Origin of the sequence: Bifidobacterium sp. ESL0732, assembly GCF_029395535.1 — a bacterium.
GTDB lineage: Bacteria > Actinomycetota > Actinomycetes > Actinomycetales > Bifidobacteriaceae > Bifidobacterium.
The window spans coordinates 1697422-1715588 of sequence record NZ_CP113920.1 but is presented as its reverse complement, the minus strand read 5'-3'; the positions used below and the strand labels follow the sequence as shown (position 1 = coordinate 1715588).

At 57.2% G+C, this 18167-nt stretch carries 16 protein-coding genes; 15 read left to right on the top strand and 1 reads right to left on the bottom strand.

What is annotated here, in order from left to right:
* Window positions 1–398: 398 nt before the first annotated feature.
* The 15 genes from dusB to priA all read left to right on the top strand — a co-directional run bounded on the left by dusB (window position 399) and on the right by priA (window position 17190).
* Window positions 399–1622: a tRNA dihydrouridine synthase DusB gene (gene dusB / locus OZX70_RS06680; protein ID WP_277182147.1), complete on the top strand. Its 1224-nt coding sequence runs from the start codon at window positions 399–401 to the stop codon at window positions 1620–1622.
* Between the two features lie 263 nt (window positions 1623–1885).
* Complete coding sequence (gene ftsZ, locus OZX70_RS06675; RefSeq protein ID WP_277180114.1) at window positions 1886–3085, top strand: cell division protein FtsZ; 1200 nt, start codon at window positions 1886–1888, stop codon at window positions 3083–3085.
* Between the two features lie 21 nt (window positions 3086–3106).
* Window positions 3107–3586: a cell division protein SepF gene (locus OZX70_RS06670; protein ID WP_277180112.1), complete on the top strand. Its 480-nt coding sequence runs from the start codon at window positions 3107–3109 to the stop codon at window positions 3584–3586.
* 6 nt (window positions 3587–3592) lie between these two features.
* Complete coding sequence (locus OZX70_RS06665; protein ID WP_277180110.1) at window positions 3593–3871, top strand: YggT family protein; 279 nt, start codon at window positions 3593–3595, stop codon at window positions 3869–3871.
* Window positions 3872–3966: 95 nt separating this feature from the next.
* On the top strand, window positions 3967–5241 hold the full coding sequence (locus OZX70_RS06660; protein WP_277180109.1) for a DivIVA domain-containing protein: 1275 nt from the start codon (window positions 3967–3969) through the stop codon (window positions 5239–5241).
* 13 nt (window positions 5242–5254) lie between these two features.
* Window positions 5255–5803, top strand: coding sequence for a signal peptidase II (locus OZX70_RS06655; protein ID WP_277180107.1), 549 nt, complete (start codon window positions 5255–5257; stop codon window positions 5801–5803).
* Window positions 5800–6726 (top strand): RluA family pseudouridine synthase, encoded by a 927-nt coding sequence (locus tag OZX70_RS06650; RefSeq protein ID WP_277180105.1) that lies wholly within the window; start codon window positions 5800–5802, stop codon window positions 6724–6726. The genes OZX70_RS06655 and OZX70_RS06650 overlap by 4 nt, the downstream gene beginning before the upstream one ends.
* Window positions 6727–6807: 81 nt before the next feature.
* Window positions 6808–10377 carry a DNA polymerase III subunit alpha gene (gene dnaE / locus OZX70_RS06645; protein WP_277180103.1) on the top strand — a complete coding sequence of 1190 codons (3570 nt, stop codon included), beginning with the start codon at window positions 6808–6810 and terminating at the stop codon, window positions 10375–10377.
* A 320-nt stretch (window positions 10378–10697) separates the two neighbouring features.
* Complete coding sequence (hisD, locus tag OZX70_RS06640; RefSeq protein ID WP_277180101.1) at window positions 10698–12095, top strand: histidinol dehydrogenase; 1398 nt, start codon at window positions 10698–10700, stop codon at window positions 12093–12095.
* A 67-nt stretch (window positions 12096–12162) separates the two neighbouring features.
* Window positions 12163–12561 carry a GNAT family N-acetyltransferase gene (locus OZX70_RS06635; protein WP_277180099.1) on the top strand — a complete coding sequence of 133 codons (399 nt, stop codon included), beginning with the start codon at window positions 12163–12165 and terminating at the stop codon, window positions 12559–12561.
* Between the two features lie 267 nt (window positions 12562–12828).
* Complete coding sequence (locus tag OZX70_RS06630) at window positions 12829–13992, top strand: histidinol-phosphate transaminase (protein WP_277180097.1); 1164 nt, start codon at window positions 12829–12831, stop codon at window positions 13990–13992.
* A gap of 164 nt (window positions 13993–14156) precedes the next feature.
* Window positions 14157–14759: an imidazoleglycerol-phosphate dehydratase HisB gene (hisB, locus tag OZX70_RS06625; RefSeq protein ID WP_277180096.1), complete on the top strand. Its 603-nt coding sequence runs from the start codon at window positions 14157–14159 to the stop codon at window positions 14757–14759.
* Entirely contained in the window at window positions 14759–15586 is an 828-nt protein-coding gene (locus OZX70_RS06620; protein ID WP_277180094.1) for a hypothetical protein, read from the top strand. The genes hisB and OZX70_RS06620 overlap by 1 nt, the downstream gene beginning before the upstream one ends.
* Before the next feature lie 149 nt (window positions 15587–15735).
* Entirely contained in the window at window positions 15736–16434 is a 699-nt protein-coding gene (hisH, locus tag OZX70_RS06615) for an imidazole glycerol phosphate synthase subunit HisH (protein WP_277180092.1), read from the top strand.
* 30 nt (window positions 16435–16464) lie between these two features.
* Window positions 16465–17190, top strand: a complete 726-nt coding sequence (priA, locus tag OZX70_RS06610) for a bifunctional 1-(5-phosphoribosyl)-5-((5-phosphoribosylamino)methylideneamino)imidazole-4-carboxamide isomerase/phosphoribosylanthranilate isomerase PriA (protein WP_277180090.1) — start codon at window positions 16465–16467, stop codon at window positions 17188–17190.
* Between the two features lie 66 nt (window positions 17191–17256).
* Here priA and OZX70_RS06605 read toward each other — a convergent pair whose 3' ends face one another.
* Entirely contained in the window at window positions 17257–18090 is an 834-nt protein-coding gene (locus OZX70_RS06605; protein WP_277180088.1) for an IclR family transcriptional regulator, read from the bottom strand.
* Between the last annotated feature and the right edge of the window lie 77 nt (window positions 18091–18167).

Below are 18167 nucleotides of genomic sequence, written 5' to 3'. Positions count from 1 at the left end.
TACAATGTCCGACACGCTCCGGGCCGCTCAGGCCAAGTCTTTACGGTCTGACATCGCATATCCCAGCCCCAAGCACTCAACACATTCTGGCTCTTGTACGAATATCTTTAGCAGTTGATGGTGGAATACTTTGACATTTAAAAGAGTCTTTGGTTGAGTGTTGGAGAGCGGGATATGCGATGGTCGGGCGTAAGACACGGCCGAGCGGCCAAGGAGCGTCCCGAACATTGTATATCCCGCTCTCCAACGCGTCAGTTGGAATATCGTTGACGAAGATTGAATAAATAAACAAATAAAATAGGGGATACGTGAAGAACTTTGTGGAATGGCTGAAGAAAGTGGATTATTCGGAGGCCCGACAGCACTTTGATGAGGGCTGGGACGAGGCGCTCAAGGCGCTGCCCGGGCTCGATCCGGAAGCGACCAGTGCCGCAGCCGGCGAATATGAGGCGCCGGCCGATGGCAAGCCGTTGCCGAAGATCGCACCGGTCGACCTAGGACCCATCCACGTCGAGACGCCGGTGGTGCTTTCTCCGATGGCGGGCGTCACCAACTGGCCGTTCCGGACGCTTTGCCGTGCGTATGGCCCCGATGGCCTGTATGTCGCCGAAATGATCACCGCGCGTGCGCTGGTCGCCCGAAACCCCAAAGCGTTCAGGCTGTGCCGCTTCGCACCCACCGAGCAGCCCCGCTCGCTCCAGCTCTACGGTGTCGATCCCAATATCACTGCACAAGCCGCGCAAATGGTGGTTCATGGCAATCTGGCCGACCACGTTGACCTCAACTTCGGCTGCCCTGTTCCCAAGGTCACGCGTCGTGGCGGCGGTTCCGCGCTGCCGTGGAAGACCGACCTGTTCCGCGAGCTCATCCACCGTGTGGTCGAAGTGTGCAGTGATGCCAACATTCCTGTCACCGCGAAAATCCGCGTAGGTATCGACGCCGACCATACGACGTTCCTCGATGCCGCACGTATCGCGGAAGATGAGGGCTGCGTCGCAGTGACGCTTCACGCGCGCACCACCGCTGAATACTATGGCGGCCATTCCGACTGGAGCCGTATCGCCGAACTGGTCGAGGCCGTGGATATTCCGGTCTTTGGCAACGGTGACATCTGGGGTGCCGAGGATGCGTTGGAAATGGTGCGTGAGACCGGTTGCGCCGGTGTCGCCATCGGCCGCGGATGTCAGGGAAGGCCTTGGATATTCTCCGATATCAAGCATGCCTTCGCTGGTTCCGACGAGCGTTTCAGCCCTACTTTGGGTGGCGTTTGTCAGATCATTCTGGCCCACGGTGAGCTCTTGCTTCGTTTCTATGACGGCGACGAGACGATGGCCGTGCATGATTTGCGCAAACACATCGCGTGGTACCTCAAAGGTTTTCCCGTCGGCGGCAATATCCGTCGCGAGTTCATGGAGTCCGAAACTTTGGACGACGTCAGAAAAGTGATGGACAGGCTTGATCCGACTGTCACTTATCCAGAACGGATAACCGATAAGCCTCGTGGCCGTGTTCGCTACGCGAAAAAGGTCCACGTTCCTTACGGCTGGTTCGATTCGTGTACCACTACCCACGAAGAACGCGAGCAGCTTTTCGGTGATGACCCGATGGATGCCAGCTACTGATTTGTGTTGATAAAAATTAGTGTGGTTGAGTGGTGGGGTGGGGATATGCGATGTCAGACCGTAAAGACTTGGCCTGAGCGGCCCGGAGCGTGTCGGACATTGTATATCCCCACTCCACCACGTCAGTTGTGTGTCTGTATTGATGATTTGGAACAAATAATTAAAAAATTCAAAAAAATACGTGGTACACCCCGCGAAATAGTCTTAATTTAGGCGTGTTCTGCGATAGAGTAATAGGCATAACCGTGAAGTGACAGGAGACTATGGTGAGCGAGATTGCCCAGAATGACAATTTCAACGATAAAACGAGCATCAAGGTGGTTGGTGTCGGTGGTGCTGGTGGTAACGCCGTCAATCGAATGATTGCCGAAGGCTTGCAGAACGTTGAATTTGTAGCTATCAATACCGACGCGAAAGATCTGCTCCGCAGCGACGCGGATGTCAAGATTTCCCTGAGTGATCACTCCAGTCGTGGGCTTGGAGCCGGGGCAGATCCGGAAAAGGGAGCCAAGGCCGCTCAGGATCACCAGTCGGATATCGAAGAGGCGCTTAAGGGCGCCGATATGGTCTTCGTCACCTGCGGTGAGGGCGGCGGCACCGGCACTGGTGCAAGCCCTATCGTCGCGCGTGCGGCGCATCAGCAGGGTGCTTTGACCATCGCGGTCGTCACCCGTCCGTTCGCCTTTGAAGGCCCGCAGCGTGCGGCCTCTGCCAAGCTCGGTATCGAAAACCTGCGCAAGGAAGTCGATGCGCTCATCGTCATTCCCAACGACCGTCTCCTCGAACTTTCCGACAAGACCATCGGCATTGTCGACGCCTTCAAGACTGCGGACACCGCGCTGCTGGCCGGCGTGCAGGGCATCACCGACCTCATCACGATGAACTCCTACATCCACGTCGACTTCTCCGATGTCACCGCCATTCTGCGCGGTGCGGGCACGGCCCTCTTCGGCATCGGTTCTGCACGCGGCGAGGATCGCGCCACCCAGGCCGCCGAAATCGCCATCAGCTCGCCTCTGCTCGAAGAAAGCATCGAAGGCGCCCACGGTGCGCTCATCAATATCGCCGGCCCGACCGACCTGAAGCTGCAGGAGGCCAGCGACGCCACCGAACTCGTGCGCAAGGCCATCCATCCCGAGGCTCAGATCATCTGGGGCCTGGCTCTGGACGATGCCTATGGCGACGAGGTTCGTGTCACCGTCATCGCGGCGGGCTTCGATGCCGAAAGCAAGAAGGATGCCGAAAATCTCGGCGAAGTCTCAAAGCCGGCATCCCACAGCGCGAGTGATTCGTCGAACCAGACCTATGAGGCCGATTCTCAGACTCCTCTGGTGCGTCATGTGCCGGATCTGGATACTCCGACCGTATCGCATACTCCCGAACCCGAGCCCTACGACGACCCGGGTGAATCGTCTTCGCCCGACGATCCCGGCGACCTCGATATCCCCGATTTCCTGCGCTAAAGAGAAGACGAAAGGATTGTAATGGCTGGATATATGAAAAAGGCGATGTCGTATCTCGGTATGGCTGATGTAGTCGGTGATGATGACGAGATGCAGGATGAGGATGCGGCGCCTTCCGACTTCGATTCCGACAGCACCGTGACGCCGATCACTCAGCACGCGGCTCCTGCCTCCCAAAGCCAGGAGGCTCCTTCGTCTTCGCGCGCCGCCAAGCCTTTCCCGGCTGGCCGTATCAACCGCATCACCACGATTCACCCCAAGACTTATGACGAAGCCCAAAAGGTCGGACGCGCCATTCGTGACGGCATTCCGGTGGTTTTGAACCTTACCGGCGTCTCCGAGGCCGTCGCCTACCGCATCGTCGATTTTTCGGCCGGTGTGGTCTTTGGTGTCCGCGGTTCGCTCGAACGCGTCACACCCCGAGTCTTCCTCTTAAGTCCTGCCCAAGTCAATATCAAGGTGGATCAGTCCTCTGACGAGTCAGAAGACGGTCTGTTCTGAGGTTTTATGCTCTTCACCATCCTTTACCTGATCAAGTGGCTTATCGGCATCTATTCCACGGTGCTTTTTATCCGTGTGCTCATCGATTGGGTGCTTGTGCTGATTCCCCGCTGGCGTCCGGGACGCGTGATCGGTTCGATTATCAATGTCTTCTACGTGCTCACCGAGCCGCCGCTGCGTTGGTTGCGCAGGTTCATTCCCATTATTCGTATGGGCAACGGGGGATTGGACGTCACGCCTATGGTCTTGTGGTTCATCCTGGCAGTGGTGGATTTCATCATCTGAAGCCATTTCCGGCGTCAGGGTATACTGCATAGTGTAAGATTTATCCAAGAGTCAAAAATCAGAGGCATTATGCCCAAAGTGAGGTGTAAAAGTTTATGGCACTGTTAACGCCGAAAGATATCAGGGAACATGCCTTCCAAACCGTACGTTTTAAAGAAGGGTACGATGTCGAAGAGGTCGATGACTTCCTCGATCAGGTCACCGAGACCGTTGAAGCTCTCGGTAAGCAGGCGATGGCGAATGGCAACGGCCAGTCGACCCAGTCGCTTGGACCGGACGTCAGCAAGCTCAATTCCAAGATTTCCGATCTGACCACCCAGGTTCAGACCCTGAGCCGTGAAAACCAGACTTTGAAGACGGCCGCAAGCCAGCAGCAGAGCGCCGCCAATCATTCCGCGACCGCAAGTGTGGATGCCTCCAAGCTCGCCGAGGCAGAGGAAAGCAACAGGGCACTGGCCGAGCAGAACAAGCAGCTTAAGGATCAGGTCGACCGCTTGAATGCGCAGATTGATCAGCTCACAGCCCAGGCCGCCCAAGCTCAAGGCAAGAAGGACATCGACAACCAGCTTGTCGCGGTCCAGCACGAGCGTGACGAGTTCCGCAGTGGCAATGAGAAGCTCTCTCGTGAGCTCGAACAGGCCAAGAAGCAGCTTTCTTCCGCAAGTCAGCAGGCCAGACAGCTACAGGATCTTTCGCGTCAACTTGAGGAATCGAAGCAGCGTGAAAACCAGCTGCGCGCTCAGGTCTCCAAGATTGAGCCGAATACCGAGACCGGCAGCCTGCAGAAGATTGCAGGAGCCGCCGCTGGAGCTTCCAGTGAGCCGGAACGTGCGACCGCCATGCTGACGCTCGCCATGCAGCTTCATGACCAGTATGTGGACAAGGGCAAGGCCAAGGCCAAGGAAATCACCGAGGCCAGCCAGACCAAGTACCAGGAGCTGGTCAACAAGGCCAACGATTACTCCACCCGCACGCGCAACGAATCCGACGAGTATGCCAAGCAGACCCGCAGCAAGGCTGAGGATTATTCCAAGCAGACGCGCTCCGAAGCCGATACGTACGCGCAGAAGACCCGCACCGCCGCCGACGATTACTCCACGCAGAAGCATTCTTCGGCCGATACCTACGAGTCCGAAGTTCAGCGTCGTGCCGCCGAGTACGACCAGAAGACCCGTTCCGCCGCAGAGACTTATGCTCAGCAGGTGCGCGACAACCTCGCATCTCAGTCCAAGGTCATCGAGGCCAATATTCAGAGCCTCAAGCAGTTCGAGACCGAATATCGAACTCGCCTGACTGAGTTCCTGGGCCAGCTTGTCTCCCAGGTCAGCGATACGAATACGTACAATAAGATGGAAGAATCCAAGGACTGATTCGGCCATCGATATGAAGAATGTATCCCCTAAACGGCCGCGCAATCGTGTGGCCGTTTTCGTTATCGTCACGGTGGTGGCGCTGCTGCTCGACCGTCTTACGAAGCTATGGGCGCAAGCCGCTCTCAGTGACGGTAAGACCATTATCGTCATTCCCAAGCTTCTCGGTTTGACATTGGTACATAATCCTGGGGCGTCTCTTGGGATGGGATCGTCAGTGACCTGGCTCATTTCCTGTCTGGCTTTGGTTGCTTGTGTGGCGCTTGTGTATCTAGCGCTGACCACGGTTTCGCTCTGGTGGACAGCTGTGCTCACCTTGGCGTTTGCAGGGGCTTTTGGCAATCTCATCGATCGTGTTATTTTTGCCCAAGGGTTCCTTAACGGAAAAGTGGTGGATTTCCTCAACTATGGCTGGTCGGTCGGCAATGTCGCCGATATCGAACTTGGCATCGCCGCAGTGCTTATTGTCATCTTGCTGCTTGCAAACGTCCCATTCAGCGCGAAAGATCTTAAAAAAGAATCGAAGAAAACTGCCGAAAACAAGGAAGCAGACGGCCGATGAGTCGCTTGGTGCCTGCTCCCGATGCGTTGATTGGCAAACGGTTTGATGTCGCCGTCGCCAAGATGCTTGGTGTCTCGCGTTCCAAGGCCGTCGAACTCATCGAAGCAGGGGAAGTAAGCGTTCTTCAGCATAAGATATCAAAATCAGGTACGCTTTGTAGCGGGGATACCGTCGAATTCGATATTGTCGAGCACGACCCCGAACCCGAACCGCTGGCTCAAGACATGGCCGTCGTCTACGAGGACGAGGATATCGTTGTGGTTGACAAGCCGGTCGGTGTAGCAGCCCACGCTTCTGCCGGTTGGACGGGGCCGACGGTGCTCGGTAGCCTTCTGGCCAGGGGAGTGCATATCACATCTCTGGGGGCTCCCGGCAGGCAAGGCATTGTCAGCAGGCTTGATGTCGGCACCAGCGGACTGATGCTGGTGTGCAAATCCGACTTGGCATACCGCGAGATGCGTCGTCAATTTTCCCATCACGAAGTGACCAAAATCTATCATGCCTTGGCACAAGGCAATCTCACCAACGACAAGGCGACCATCGAGGCACCTATCGGACGGGCCAAAGTCTCGGATTTCCGTTTCACTGTTACCCCGCTCGGCAAAAAGGCGATCACGCATTTTGACGTGTTGGAGCGTTTCAACGAGGCGACGCTGGTGAGTGTCAACCTCGAGACCGGTCGCACCCACCAGATTCGTGTGCATTTCTCATCCATCGGCCATCCGCTGGTAGGCGATTCGATGTACGGCGCCAACCCTGTACTGGCCGAACGTTTGGGCCTGACACGTCAATGGCTACACGCGATGCGCCTTGAGTTCAAGCATCCCCGCACCCACGTCCGCACGGTAGTAGAATCTCGCTATCCCGCCGATTTGCAGCATGCGCTGGACGTCGTGCGCGAAGACAAACGCGAAAAAGAATAAAGTTTTATAGCAAATAATCGATAGGCAGCGACGATTCGCTAAAGGCTTTTCGCGTCTGACCGGCTCGGTATCGTGGAGAGCATGGCTTATTCGGGAAACTTTGTTCAATTGCATAACCATACGCATTACTCGCTGCTCGACGGTGCGTCCAAGATTCCCGATTTGATTAACCGTGCCAAGGAACTCGATATGCCGGCCGTTGGTATTACAGACCATGGCAATATGCACGGTGCCTACGAGATGTGGAGCAATGCCGTCAGCGCCGGTATCAAGCCGATTATCGGTATCGAAGCCTATGTAACCCCTGAAACCTCCCGCACCGACAAAACCCGCGTGCACTGGGGGACCGAAGCCCAGCGTAGCGACGACGTCTCCGGTGGCGGTTTTATCACCCATATGACCCTCTGGGCCGAAAACGACGAAGGCTTGGTCAACCTGATGAAGGCCTCATCCGTGGCCAATCTGGAAGGCCGCGTCGGCAAATGGCCGCGCATGGATTACGACGTGCTCGAAACGTATCACAAAGGCGTTATCGGTACTTCGGGCTGCCCGTCCGGCATCATCCAGACCCGTTTGCGCTTGGGGCAGTACCAAGAGGCGTTGCGCGCAGCCCACCAGCTGCAGGATATCTTCGGCAAGGATAATTTCTATATCGAACTGATGGACCACAATCTGGAAATCGAAAAGCGCGTCTCCAAAGACCTGCTCAAGATTGCCAAAGACCTTGGCGCCCCCATCATCGCCACCAACGATTCCCACTATGTCCACGAAGCCGACCGAGGTTCGCAGGACGCAATGCTCTGCATCAATTCCGGCTCGCATCTGGATGACCCGAACCGCTTCAAATTCGACGGTTCCGGCTACTACATCAAGTCGGCCGAGGAAATGCGCGAACTCTTTAAAGACCTGCCTGAGGCGTGCGACAACACGCTGGAAGTGGCCGAACGCTGCAACGTGATGTTCGACGACCACGAGGACGGCGCGTTCATGCCGCTCTTCGACTGCCCGGACGGATGGGACGAAACTTCGCTCTTCCTTCACGACGTGCAGCAGGGCCTCGAGAAGCGTTACGAAGGCAACGTGCCCGACAAGGTGCGCAAACAGGCCGATTACGAATGCGGCGTGATCTGCCAGATGCAGTTTTGCGGCTACTTCCTCGTGGTTGCCGACTACATCAACTGGGCCAAGACCCATGGCGTGATGGTCGGTCCCGGGCGCGGCTCTGCGGCAGGCTCCATGGTGGCCTACGCCATGGGCATCACCGAACTCGACCCGCTGGAACATGGCCTGATCTTCGAACGATTCCTCAACCCCGAACGCGTCTCTCTGCCTGATATCGATATCGATTTCGACCCCGAAGGCCGGCAGAAGGTGCTTGACTATGTGGCCGACAAATACGGTCACGACAAAGTAGCGCAGTGTGTCATCTACGGCACCATCAAGACCAAGCAGGCCCTCAAGGATTCCGCGCGCATCATGGGCTACGAGTTCTCCGTGGGCGACCGTATCGTCAAGGCGCTGCCGCCGAGCAAGAACGGCAAGGACGCGAGCTTGAAGGAGATGTTTGACCCGACCTCCAAGAAATACGCCGAGGCGCGTGAATTCCGCGAACTGTACGATTCTGACCCCGATGCCAAACGTATTACAGACGAGGCTAAGGGCATTGAAGGCCTTATTCGCCAGACCGGTGTGCATGCCTGCGCCACCATCATGTCGGCCACGCCAATCACCGATACCTCGCCGCTTTTGGAACGCACCGACGGCACGGTGACCACGACCTTCGAATACCATACCTGCGAAACGCTGGGGCTGGTCAAGAACGACTTCCTCGGCCTCTCCAACTTGACGGTCATCCGTGACACCCTGAAGAACATCGAGCTCAACGGCAAAGAATCCATTGACTATACCAAGATCCCGCTGGACGACAGAGCGACCTACGACCTGTTGACCCGAGGTGACACACTCGGCGTCTTCCAGCTCGATGGCGACGGGATGCGGGCTCTGCTCAAAAGTCTCAAGCCCGATAACTTCAACGATATTTCGGCACTTATCGCCCTTTATCGTCCTGGCCCGATGGATGTGGACTCTCACAACAACTATGCCAAGCGCAAGAACGGCCTGCAGCCCATCACCCCGATCAACGACGAGGTGGCCGAGGCGCTCGCCCCGGTCTTGGACGAGACCTACGGCCTGATTGTCTATCAGGAACAGGTGCAGTCCGCCGCGCGAATACTGGCCGGTTACTCGCTCGGCCGAGCGGACGTGCTGCGACGCGCGATGGGCAAGAAGAAGCCCGAGGTGCTGGCCAAAGAGCAGGTGCCGTTCTTCGAAGGCATGAAGCAGCATGGCTATTCGCGCAAGGCCGCGCAGGATGTTTGGGACATCTTCGTGCCTTTCGCCGGCTACGCGTTCAACAAGGCCCATTCCGCGGCCTACGGCCTGATTTCCTACTGGACGGCCTACTTGAAGACCCACTATCCGGTGGAATTCATGGCCGCGCTGCTGCAGAACGAACGCAGCAACAAGGACAAGACCGCCCTTTATTTGGGCGAGGCACGGCGCATGGGTATCAAGGTGCTGCCGCCGGATGTCAACGAATCTCGGCTAGAATACGCTCCTGTCGGTGACATCATCCGTTTCGGCCTCGGTGCCATCCGCAACGTCGGCGACAAAGCCGTGCAGGACATCATCGCCGAGCGTGAAAGTAAGCGCGGCAAGTTCGTCAATTTCATGGATTTCATCCGCCGTGTGCCGCTGAGCGCGCTCAACAAGCGCTTGGTGGAATCGCTGATCAAGGCCGGGGCCTTCGACTCGATCGACCCGAACCGTCGTGCGCTCTTCCAGATTCACGAATCCGCCATCGACTCGGTGGTGAGCCTCAAACGCAAGCAGGCCGAAGGGCAGTTCGACCTCTTCAGTGACTTGGGCTCTGATGGCGATGACGGAGGGGCCGGCGGTGCCGCGATGGGCGACGCTCAGGTCAGCGTTCCCGACATTCCCGAATGGGACAAGAAGACCAAGCTCAACTTCGAGCGCGAAATGCTTGGCCTCTATGTCTCCGACCATCCGCTGTCTGGCATGGCCTCGGTGCTCAACAGTCTGCGCGACATGTCCATCGCCCAACTGGTCAACAGCGCCGCGAACATGGACGACCGCCAGCAGGTCACCATCGCCGGGCTCATCACTTCCGTCGACCGACGTGTCTCCAAGAAGGGCAACCCTTGGGCTATCGTCACCGTCGAAGACATGGAAAGCTCCATCCAGTGCATGTTCTTCGGGCGTGCCTATACCTCCGCGGCCGAATCGATGGCCGTCGACGAAGTGGTCCAGATCCGCGGGCAGGTCGAACTGCGTGATGAGACGGTGAGTCTGCGGGCCAATGATATGAACGTGCCGAATCTTGTGGCCGAAGACGAACGGCCGCTGGTGCTCACCTTGCCGCAGGCCGCCCTGAACCGGCCGCATGTCATGCAGCTTGGGCAGATACTTACCAAGCACCCCGGCGTCTGCGAGGTCGAGCTGGCCATCATGGACACTGATGGCAACGCGAAAGTGCTGACGTTCGGTGATCGATTCCGCGTAAAACGTGACACGTCGCTGTTTGCCGAAATCAAGATTCTCTTCGGGCCGAAGTGTTTGCCCGCGTCCTGAGTTTCTCTGAATATCGCGGGATGAAGTTTATTGTGCCACAAATCATCTCATTTGATACCCTCTTGGCGCGCCAAGAGGTCTGAAATCGTAAGATTCATGGTGCAATCTTCGAATAATTGGTCCCTTGGTGCGCCAAGAGGCCCGAAATCGCAGGATTCATGGTGCATTCTTCGAATAATTGGCCTCTTGGTGCGCCAAGAGACCTCGGAATAGAGGATTACGATACAACGGTACGTAATACGTCTGAGCGGCTGGGCAATCAGTCTCAGAATGTGAGTTGTGTCTCATAGCGATACGCCGTGCAGAATACGATGGTGAGTATGGAAAATAACAACATGCGAATTATTGACCTGCGCGGAAAGCGCCTCACCAGAGCCCAGATGCTGGAAGCTATGCCTCGTGCCGAAATGGGCACGAACGAAGCCAGTAGCGCTGTGCGCCCTATTCTCGACGATGTCAAGGCCCGCGGTGCTGCGGCCCTGCGCGATTTCGAGGAGAAATTCGATCATATCCGTCCGCATCATCTGCGCGTGCCTGTCGAAGCGATGCAAAGTGCGCTCAAAGAACTCGATCCCGAGGTTCGCGCCGCCATCGAGGAATCGGTACGTCGTATCCGCAAGGTCTGCCATTCTCAGGTTCCCAAGGACTTCTACACCGACTTGGCCGAAGGTGCCCGCGTCGCCGAACGCTGGATTCCCGTCGAGCGCGTCGGCCTGTATGTGCCTGGCGGCAAGGCGGTTTATCCGACTTCCGTGATTATGAACGCCGTTCCGGCCCAGGTCGCGGGCGTTTCGTCGCTGGCCATCGCCACGCCTCCGGCAGCCGACAACGACGGTCTGCCCAACAAGACCATTCTCGCTACCTGCGCTATCCTCGGCGTCGACGAGGTCTATGCGGTCGGCGGGGCACAGGCCGTCGCCATGTTCGCCTATGGCGCCAACGGAAGCGAGCCGCAGGACGGCGAGGTGCTCTGTGAACCGGTCGACAAGATCACCGGCCCCGGCAACATTTTCGTGGCCACGGCCAAATCCATGGTTTCCGGCATCGTCGGCATCGACGCGGTCGCTGGGCCTACCGAAATCGCGATTCTGGCCGACAAGAGCGCCAACCCGAGCTGGGTGGCCGCCGATTTGATCGGTCAGGCCGAGCACGACGAGCTCGCCGGTTCCGTGTTGATCACCGACAGCGAAGAACTTGCCAAGAAGACGCAGGAAAGCCTGGATGAGCGCGTGCCGCGCACCATGTCGCATGAACGTGTCGCCACGTCGCTGACCGGTCGTCAGTCCGGCATCATCCTGACCGACGGGCTCGACCAGTCGGTCGACGCCGCCAACGCCTACGCCGCCGAGCACTTGGAGATCCAGACCGAAAACCCCGATGAGGTTGTGCCGCTCATCAAGAATGCCGGTGCCATCTTCCGCGGGCCATATTCGCCGGTCCCGCTGGGCGACTACATGTCCGGCTCCAACCACGTACTGCCCACCGGCGGTACCGCCCGTTTCGCCTGTGGTCTGGGGGTGCACACCTTCATGAAGCCCGTCGAAGTCATCGAATACGACGAACAGGGCTTGAAGCCGCTGGCGTCGCTGATCAACGCTTTCGCCGTTTCCGAGGACCTGCCCGCCCATGGCGAGTGCGTGCTGAGCCGTTTCATCGACGACCCATATGATAAAGCCACGCTGAAGGATCAAGAACGTAAGGCCGGCCTACGCAAATAGGTAGTTCGATGTTCGAAATCATGAGATGTGATAACGGCATGGATGATTATTTCGGGAAAGAATCTGCATGATTATCGTTTCAGATGACCGGAAAATCGACGCCAAGCAACTGGCATCGGTTTTCGACAGGTCGACGATTCATCGGCCGACCGGTAATCTGAAACGATTGCAGACCATGCTCGACAACAGTGATATCTTGCTTACTGCGTGGGACGGCGATAAGCTGGTCGGCGTCGCCCGCGCGTTGACGGATTTCAGTTATGCGTGCTATCTTTCCGATCTTGCCGTCGACGCGGATTATCAGCGTCAAGGAATCGGTAGAAAGCTGGTCGAAGGTGTTCGCAGTACGATCGGTCCTGATGTGTCATTGGTGCTGCTGGCGGCAAGCGGTGCGATGCAATATTATCCCCGCATAGGTTTCCGTCATGCCGACAACGCATTCACCATCGCCAGACGTCCATTCTAAGGTCGCTGTGACTGACTGTTTTTCGGCACGAACGTTGCTGGACGCAGAAAAGTGCTTATTTACGGCAGCTTAGTGACCGGTTTCTTGCATCAAGCTGATGAGATGCTAGAAAGTGGTCGTTTGGGGTCGCTTAGTGGCTGTTTTCTTGCATAGGAGTCGGTAAGATGCTAGAAAGTGGTCATTTAGAGTGGTTCAGTGACCGTTTTCTTGCATGGCCGGTACCGGATGCTAGAAACAGGACATTGTTGAAATGAAGGGAAGAGCAAGATGACCGATACGATTCCGCAGGATCTGCCGCTGCGCAACGACCTGATCGGCGAGGTGCCGTACGGTGCGCCGCAGCTTGACGTGCCGGTGTGCCTGAACGTCAACGAAAACCCGTACCAGCCTGCACCTGCGGTGGTCGATGAGATTGCCGAAGACGTACGCAAGATTGCCCCGACTTTGAATCGTTACCCGGATCGTGAGCACACCGCGCTACGGCAGGCGTTCTCGAATTATCTCGAACGTGAGTCCGGCGTGAAGCTCGGCGTCGATCAGCTGTGGGGCGCCAACGGCAGCAACGAGATCATGCTCCAGCTCTTCCAGGCCTTCGGCGGTCCGGGACGCAAGGCTTTGGGGGCAGATCCGACCTATTCGATGTATCCAGAATATGCGCGAGACACGTTCACCAAGTGGATTACGGTGCAGCGCAACACTGATTTTTCCCTGAATCTTGACGCCCTGCTGGAAGCCATGGAGCGTGAACAGCCGTCGATTATCCTCTTGACCAGCCCGAACAACCCGACCGGCACCATTCTGCCTATGGATCAGCTCGAAGCGGTGCTGAAAGCAGCGCAAAATGCCAAGGTCGATGGGGCGGCAGCTGGTGTGCACCCGGTGGTTGTGGTAGACGAGGCCTATATCGAATTCCGCACGCCCGGCACCCCGACCGCGCTTCAACTGCTCACCAAATACCCGAATCTTGCGGTCAGCCGCACCATGAGCAAGGCTTTCGCCTTCGCAGGCGCGCGCGTGGGTTATCTTGCCGCAGATCAGGGCATCATCGACTGCGTGCGTATCGTGCGCATGCCTTACCATCTTTCCGCCGTCACGCAGGCCACGGCGCTCGCCGCGTTCAAGCACACAGATGAGCAGCTGAGCCAGGTGAAGCACTTGCGCGAAACCCGTGAAGCGACCGCTGAGTGGATTAAAACGCAGAGCTGGCACGGCAAGCCGCTTCAGGTCGCCGATTCCCAGTCCAATTTCGTGCTTTTCGGAGGATCGTTCGAAAACCGCGAACGAGTCTTTGACGAACTGCTGAAACGCGGCGTCTTGATTCGTGTGGTCGGGCCTGATGGCTGGCTGCGCGTGTGCATGGGCACCGATGAAGAGATGGCCCGTTTCCGAGAGGCGTTGACGGAAGTGCTGGCGCAGCTCGAAAACGAATAGCGGTTATTGCGATTCGTAGTCTAATTGTCGGCAGTGGTAGTTGCTACGACGTGTTCGTCTCTTTCGTCATTCGTGTGATACATTCAGCTTGTTTCGCTTGACTTTGCGATGAATTATGATAGTAGAAGCGTTGAAATGTGCGAACCAGCGATAAAGGAGCGGATATGGCAAGAACGGCGACGATAGTGCGCGAGACCAGCGAATCCAAGGTGGAGCTGAGCCTGAATCTTGACGGCACCGGCAAAACCGACATCGAGACTTCGGTGCCTTTCTATAACCACATGATGACCGCGCTCGGCAAACATTCGCTGATCGACTTGAAGATCCGCGCCAGCGGCGACACCGACATCGACGTGCACCACACCGTCGAAGACACGGCCATCGTGTTCGGTGAGGCGTTGAAGCAGGCGCTGGGCGATAAGCGCGGCATCCGTCGCTTTGCCGATGCCACCGTGCCGCTTGACGAAGCGCTCGCCCGCGCTGTGGTTGACATTTCCGGTCGCCCGTATGCGGTGTGCACCGGGGAGCCGGCAGGATTCGAATACGCCATGATCGGCGGCCATTTCACTGGTTCTTTGGTTCGTCATGTCATGGAATCTATCGCCTTCCACGCCGACCTTTGCCTGCATATGACGGTGCTTGCCGGCCGCGATCCGCATCATATCGCCGAGGCCGAGTTCAAGGCGCTCGCCCGTGCGTTGCGCTTTGCCGTCGAGCCTGACCCGCGTATTGCGGGTATCATTCCCAGCACGAAAGGGGCGCTGTGATGAGCGAACGTCGCGATGACGACGAACGAGACGACAGCTTCAATGATTTCGGCAGCAGTGGCAATGCCAACGGGTTCAACAATGCCAATCATTCCAACAATGCCAAAGATTCTCAAGGTTCCGACAAATCCAATGATTCCGCCGATGAAAATGAGCGTTTGTTCAGCGACGAGGAGCTCGAGGCGGCTCTGGCAGGTTTCGAAAAGGAATTCGCGGACGACTCTGACGGCAAAAATGCCGGCAAAGACGAAACGATTGATTCCGATGTGAATGGCGCAAGCCAAGACTCCGAGCAGTCTGACCGCAAGATTACCGACGAACTCGACAAGATGGACTTTGACGAAGAGCTTGAGGGGCTTATCGGCAACCGCGCCAAGGTCGCTGTGCTCATCACCCGTTTGATTTCGGCGGACTTGCTCGCCGCGTTCTGCCAGATTGCGGATATTTCTGCCGATTGTGTGGCCGATCAGAACGGAGCCGTCGCCATTTTGCACAATCTTGATGGGGACGCGCCCGAAGCTGCCGCGAAAGACCTGACGAGTGTGGTCAACGGCATGCCGGCGGTGCTTTCGGTCAATCGTGCCGACAAGCTCGTTTCCACGCTTTACATGGCGGGGGAGCCGGGCCAGCAGTTCGCGCCGCCGGTGCTGTTCACCACCACGCCCAGATGCGTCGAAGACCTGATGCTTGGCATCACCGATGTCGCCGAACTCAAGGAACAGGGTGAACATGTGGTCGCCACCGCTGATTTCGATCGTAAGAAGGCGATCGGGGTGATTGCCGACCATACGCGTTCGCGTGGCCGTGGCAAGCCCAGCATACAGTAGCCGGTATTCGCTTTCGGATCGAGCGGCTTCAGCCTTCGGTGCGCTGCACCCTGAATCATTCCATATCGTATCGTGAATGATTCTGATGTGCCACGAGAATCAGGACGATACTTGACATATCTAAGCAAACTTACGAAACGGGGTAGGCAATGACCGCAGTGGTGGTGTTCGATTATGGTTTCGGCAACGTGCGCTCGATGATGCGTGCGCTGGCGCATATCGGGCTTGAGCCGACGCTGACCAGTAATCGTAAGCAGGCTTTCGAGGCCGATGGGCTGGTGGTGCCCGGTGTCGGCGCTTTCGCGGCGTGCATGGACGGGCTCAAGGCTGTGGGCGGTGACCGGATCATCCTCGGAAGGCTCAAGGCGGGGCGTCCGGTGCTCGGCGTGTGCGTCGGACTGCAGGTCATGTTTGCTCAGGGGACGGAAGGCGGTTCGGTGGCCAAAGGTCTTGGCGTGATCGACGGCAGCGTGGATTTGCTCGACGCGGACGTGGTACCGCATATGGGCTGGGATACCATCAGCGCCCCCGACGATTCGGTGATTCTGCATGGGCTTGAGAACGAACGCTTCTATTTCGTGCATTCCTATGCCGCCATGAGCGCGTCCATTCCCGAAAACCCCGTGGCCGCAGCAAGTGTGGCAGCGTCACAAACGGACGGATACCATGGTCATGCGCAATCTTCCATTGACGACGCGAGCACGCAAAAGGTCGGTTTCTGCGATTACGGACGTAGCCATTTCGTGGCGTCCTACGAGCGTGGTCCGCTTTCGGCCACCCAGTTTCACCCGGAAAAGTCGGGGGAGGCGGGTGCCCAGCTGCTCAAGAACTGGGCTGCGACGCTATAGAAAATATCCTTCGATCCAAAGGAGAACGATATGCTGACATTGCTTCCGGCCGTTGACGTCCGAGGTGGCAAGGCCGTGCGCTTGCGTCAGGGCAAGTCCGGGTCCGAAACCGATTACGGCAGCCCGTTTCAGGCCGCGCAGACGTGGTATGGCGAAGGTGCGGATTGGATTCATCTGGTCGATCTCGACGCCGCGTTCGGCACCGGCGACAACCGCTCGAAACTGCGCGAGATCGGCGAGAAGCTGGGTGATAAGGTCCATATCGAAATGAGTGGCGGCATCCGTGACGACGCGAGCCTCGAGGCCGTGTTCGCAGCGGGGGCGGCGCGCGTCAACATCGGTACCGCAGCGCTGGAAAACCCTGAGTGGACGGCAAGGATAATCAAGAAATACGGCGACAGGGTGGCCATCAGCCTCGACGTCAAAGGCTATGCGTTGGCCGGTCGTGGCTGGACGAGCAAAGGCGGCGATCTTTTCGAGACGATGGAGATGCTCGATAAAGCAGGCTGTCAGCGTTATGTGGTCACCGACGTCGCCCACGACGGCATGATGGACGGGCCGAATCTCAAGTTGCTACGTGAAGTCGCCGAATGTACGCCTGCCCACGTCACCGCTTCCGGCGGCATCTCAAGCCTGGATGACATCCGCGCGGTCGCTCAACTCGAAAGCGTCGGTGTCGATGCGGCGATTCTCGGCAAATCCCTCTATGCCCATGCTTTTACGCTGAAAGAGGCGTTGGCGCTTGTTGGCCAATAAAGGAAGATAAAACGGCAAGAGCCAAGACAAAGAAACAAAAGCGAGCAGGACAATAAAGCGATTCTGCTAATTATCGGCATTCCATGGTGGCAGAACGCGACCTGGTTTTGGCCCAGCCAGCTTCCTCGAGATTTCTTTGGCTGTGCCTTTCAACAGATCCGCCAACTTCGGTGCCAGCGGGACGGTGCCGGTTTTGACGACGACGCTGACGGCGGCCACCACGTTCTTGCTCTGGCCGAAAATGGGGACGGCGACAGAATTGACGGGGATATCTTTGAGATCGAGAAAGGCGATATGTTCCCGTTCCACCTTCTTCAATGTTTCGCGTACACTCTGCGCACTCGGACGTTTCGTTCCCCATGAGGGCCAAATGAAGTTGTCGTGGTCAAGTACTGCGTTTTGCAGTGAAGGCGAAGCAAAAGCCAAGAGCACCCGTCCGACCGCCGTTGGAACTATCGGCAGGATATCGCCGATATGGTAATAGATGGGAAGTTGCTGTTTTCCATCACGTCGGTCGACGATCAGGGCACCTGACCCCTGCAATGTTGCCAGCTGGACATGAAGATTTGTTATGCGTTCAAGATTGTCCAAAGACGGCGAGGCGGTCTCCTGGATGCCTAGCATTGGTCTTGCCGTCTGGGCCAGGTTGATAAGGTGGGAACCGATGGAGTAGATGCCGTTGTTCCGTCGTTCCACTGCGCCATGGCGTTCGAGGTCCGCAAGAATCCTGCTGGTGGTGCTGATGGGAAGTCCGCTGCGTGCGGAAATTTGAGTGAGGTTCAGGTCTGGCTGGTCGGGTGTGAAACAGTCAAGAATGGCGAAAGTCCGGTCGATCATTCCTGGTTTTCCGGCAGTGGTATTCGCGTCCGTCTTCTTTGACGTGTGCAATGGCTCATTCATAATGCTAATCCTAAACGGACATAGGTTATGTTTTTTCCTATTTTTCCATTGAGCGGAAAACCGGTTCACAGAACTTT

Excerpts from the sequence above, each read along its gene's own strand:
- OZX70_RS06660 (WP_277180109.1), top strand. The coding sequence starts at position 3,967 with ATGGCACTGTTAACGCCGAAAGATATCAGGGAACATGCCTTCCAAACC.
- OZX70_RS06650 (WP_277180105.1), top strand. The coding sequence starts at position 5,800 with ATGAGTCGCTTGGTGCCTGCTCCCGATGCGTTGATTGGCAAACGGTTT.
- OZX70_RS06670 (WP_277180112.1), top strand. The coding sequence starts at position 3,107 with ATGGCTGGATATATGAAAAAGGCGATGTCGTATCTCGGTATGGCTGAT.
- OZX70_RS06665 (WP_277180110.1), top strand. The coding sequence starts at position 3,593 with ATGCTCTTCACCATCCTTTACCTGATCAAGTGGCTTATCGGCATCTAT.
- priA (WP_277180090.1), top strand. The coding sequence starts at position 16,465 with ATGCTGACATTGCTTCCGGCCGTTGACGTCCGAGGTGGCAAGGCCGTG.
- OZX70_RS06635 (WP_277180099.1), top strand. The coding sequence starts at position 12,163 with ATGATTATCGTTTCAGATGACCGGAAAATCGACGCCAAGCAACTGGCA.
- OZX70_RS06605 (WP_277180088.1), bottom strand. The coding sequence starts at position 18,090 with ATGAATGAGCCATTGCACACGTCAAAGAAGACGGACGCGAATACCACT.
- hisB (WP_277180096.1), top strand. The coding sequence starts at position 14,157 with ATGGCAAGAACGGCGACGATAGTGCGCGAGACCAGCGAATCCAAGGTG.
- OZX70_RS06655 (WP_277180107.1), top strand. The coding sequence starts at position 5,255 with ATGAAGAATGTATCCCCTAAACGGCCGCGCAATCGTGTGGCCGTTTTC.
- dnaE (WP_277180103.1), top strand. The coding sequence starts at position 6,808 with ATGGCTTATTCGGGAAACTTTGTTCAATTGCATAACCATACGCATTAC.
- OZX70_RS06630 (WP_277180097.1), top strand. The coding sequence starts at position 12,829 with ATGACCGATACGATTCCGCAGGATCTGCCGCTGCGCAACGACCTGATC.
- ftsZ (WP_277180114.1), top strand. The coding sequence starts at position 1,886 with ATGGTGAGCGAGATTGCCCAGAATGACAATTTCAACGATAAAACGAGC.
- hisH (WP_277180092.1), top strand. The coding sequence starts at position 15,736 with ATGACCGCAGTGGTGGTGTTCGATTATGGTTTCGGCAACGTGCGCTCG.
- hisD (WP_277180101.1), top strand. The coding sequence starts at position 10,698 with ATGGAAAATAACAACATGCGAATTATTGACCTGCGCGGAAAGCGCCTC.
- OZX70_RS06620 (WP_277180094.1), top strand. The coding sequence starts at position 14,759 with ATGAGCGAACGTCGCGATGACGACGAACGAGACGACAGCTTCAATGAT.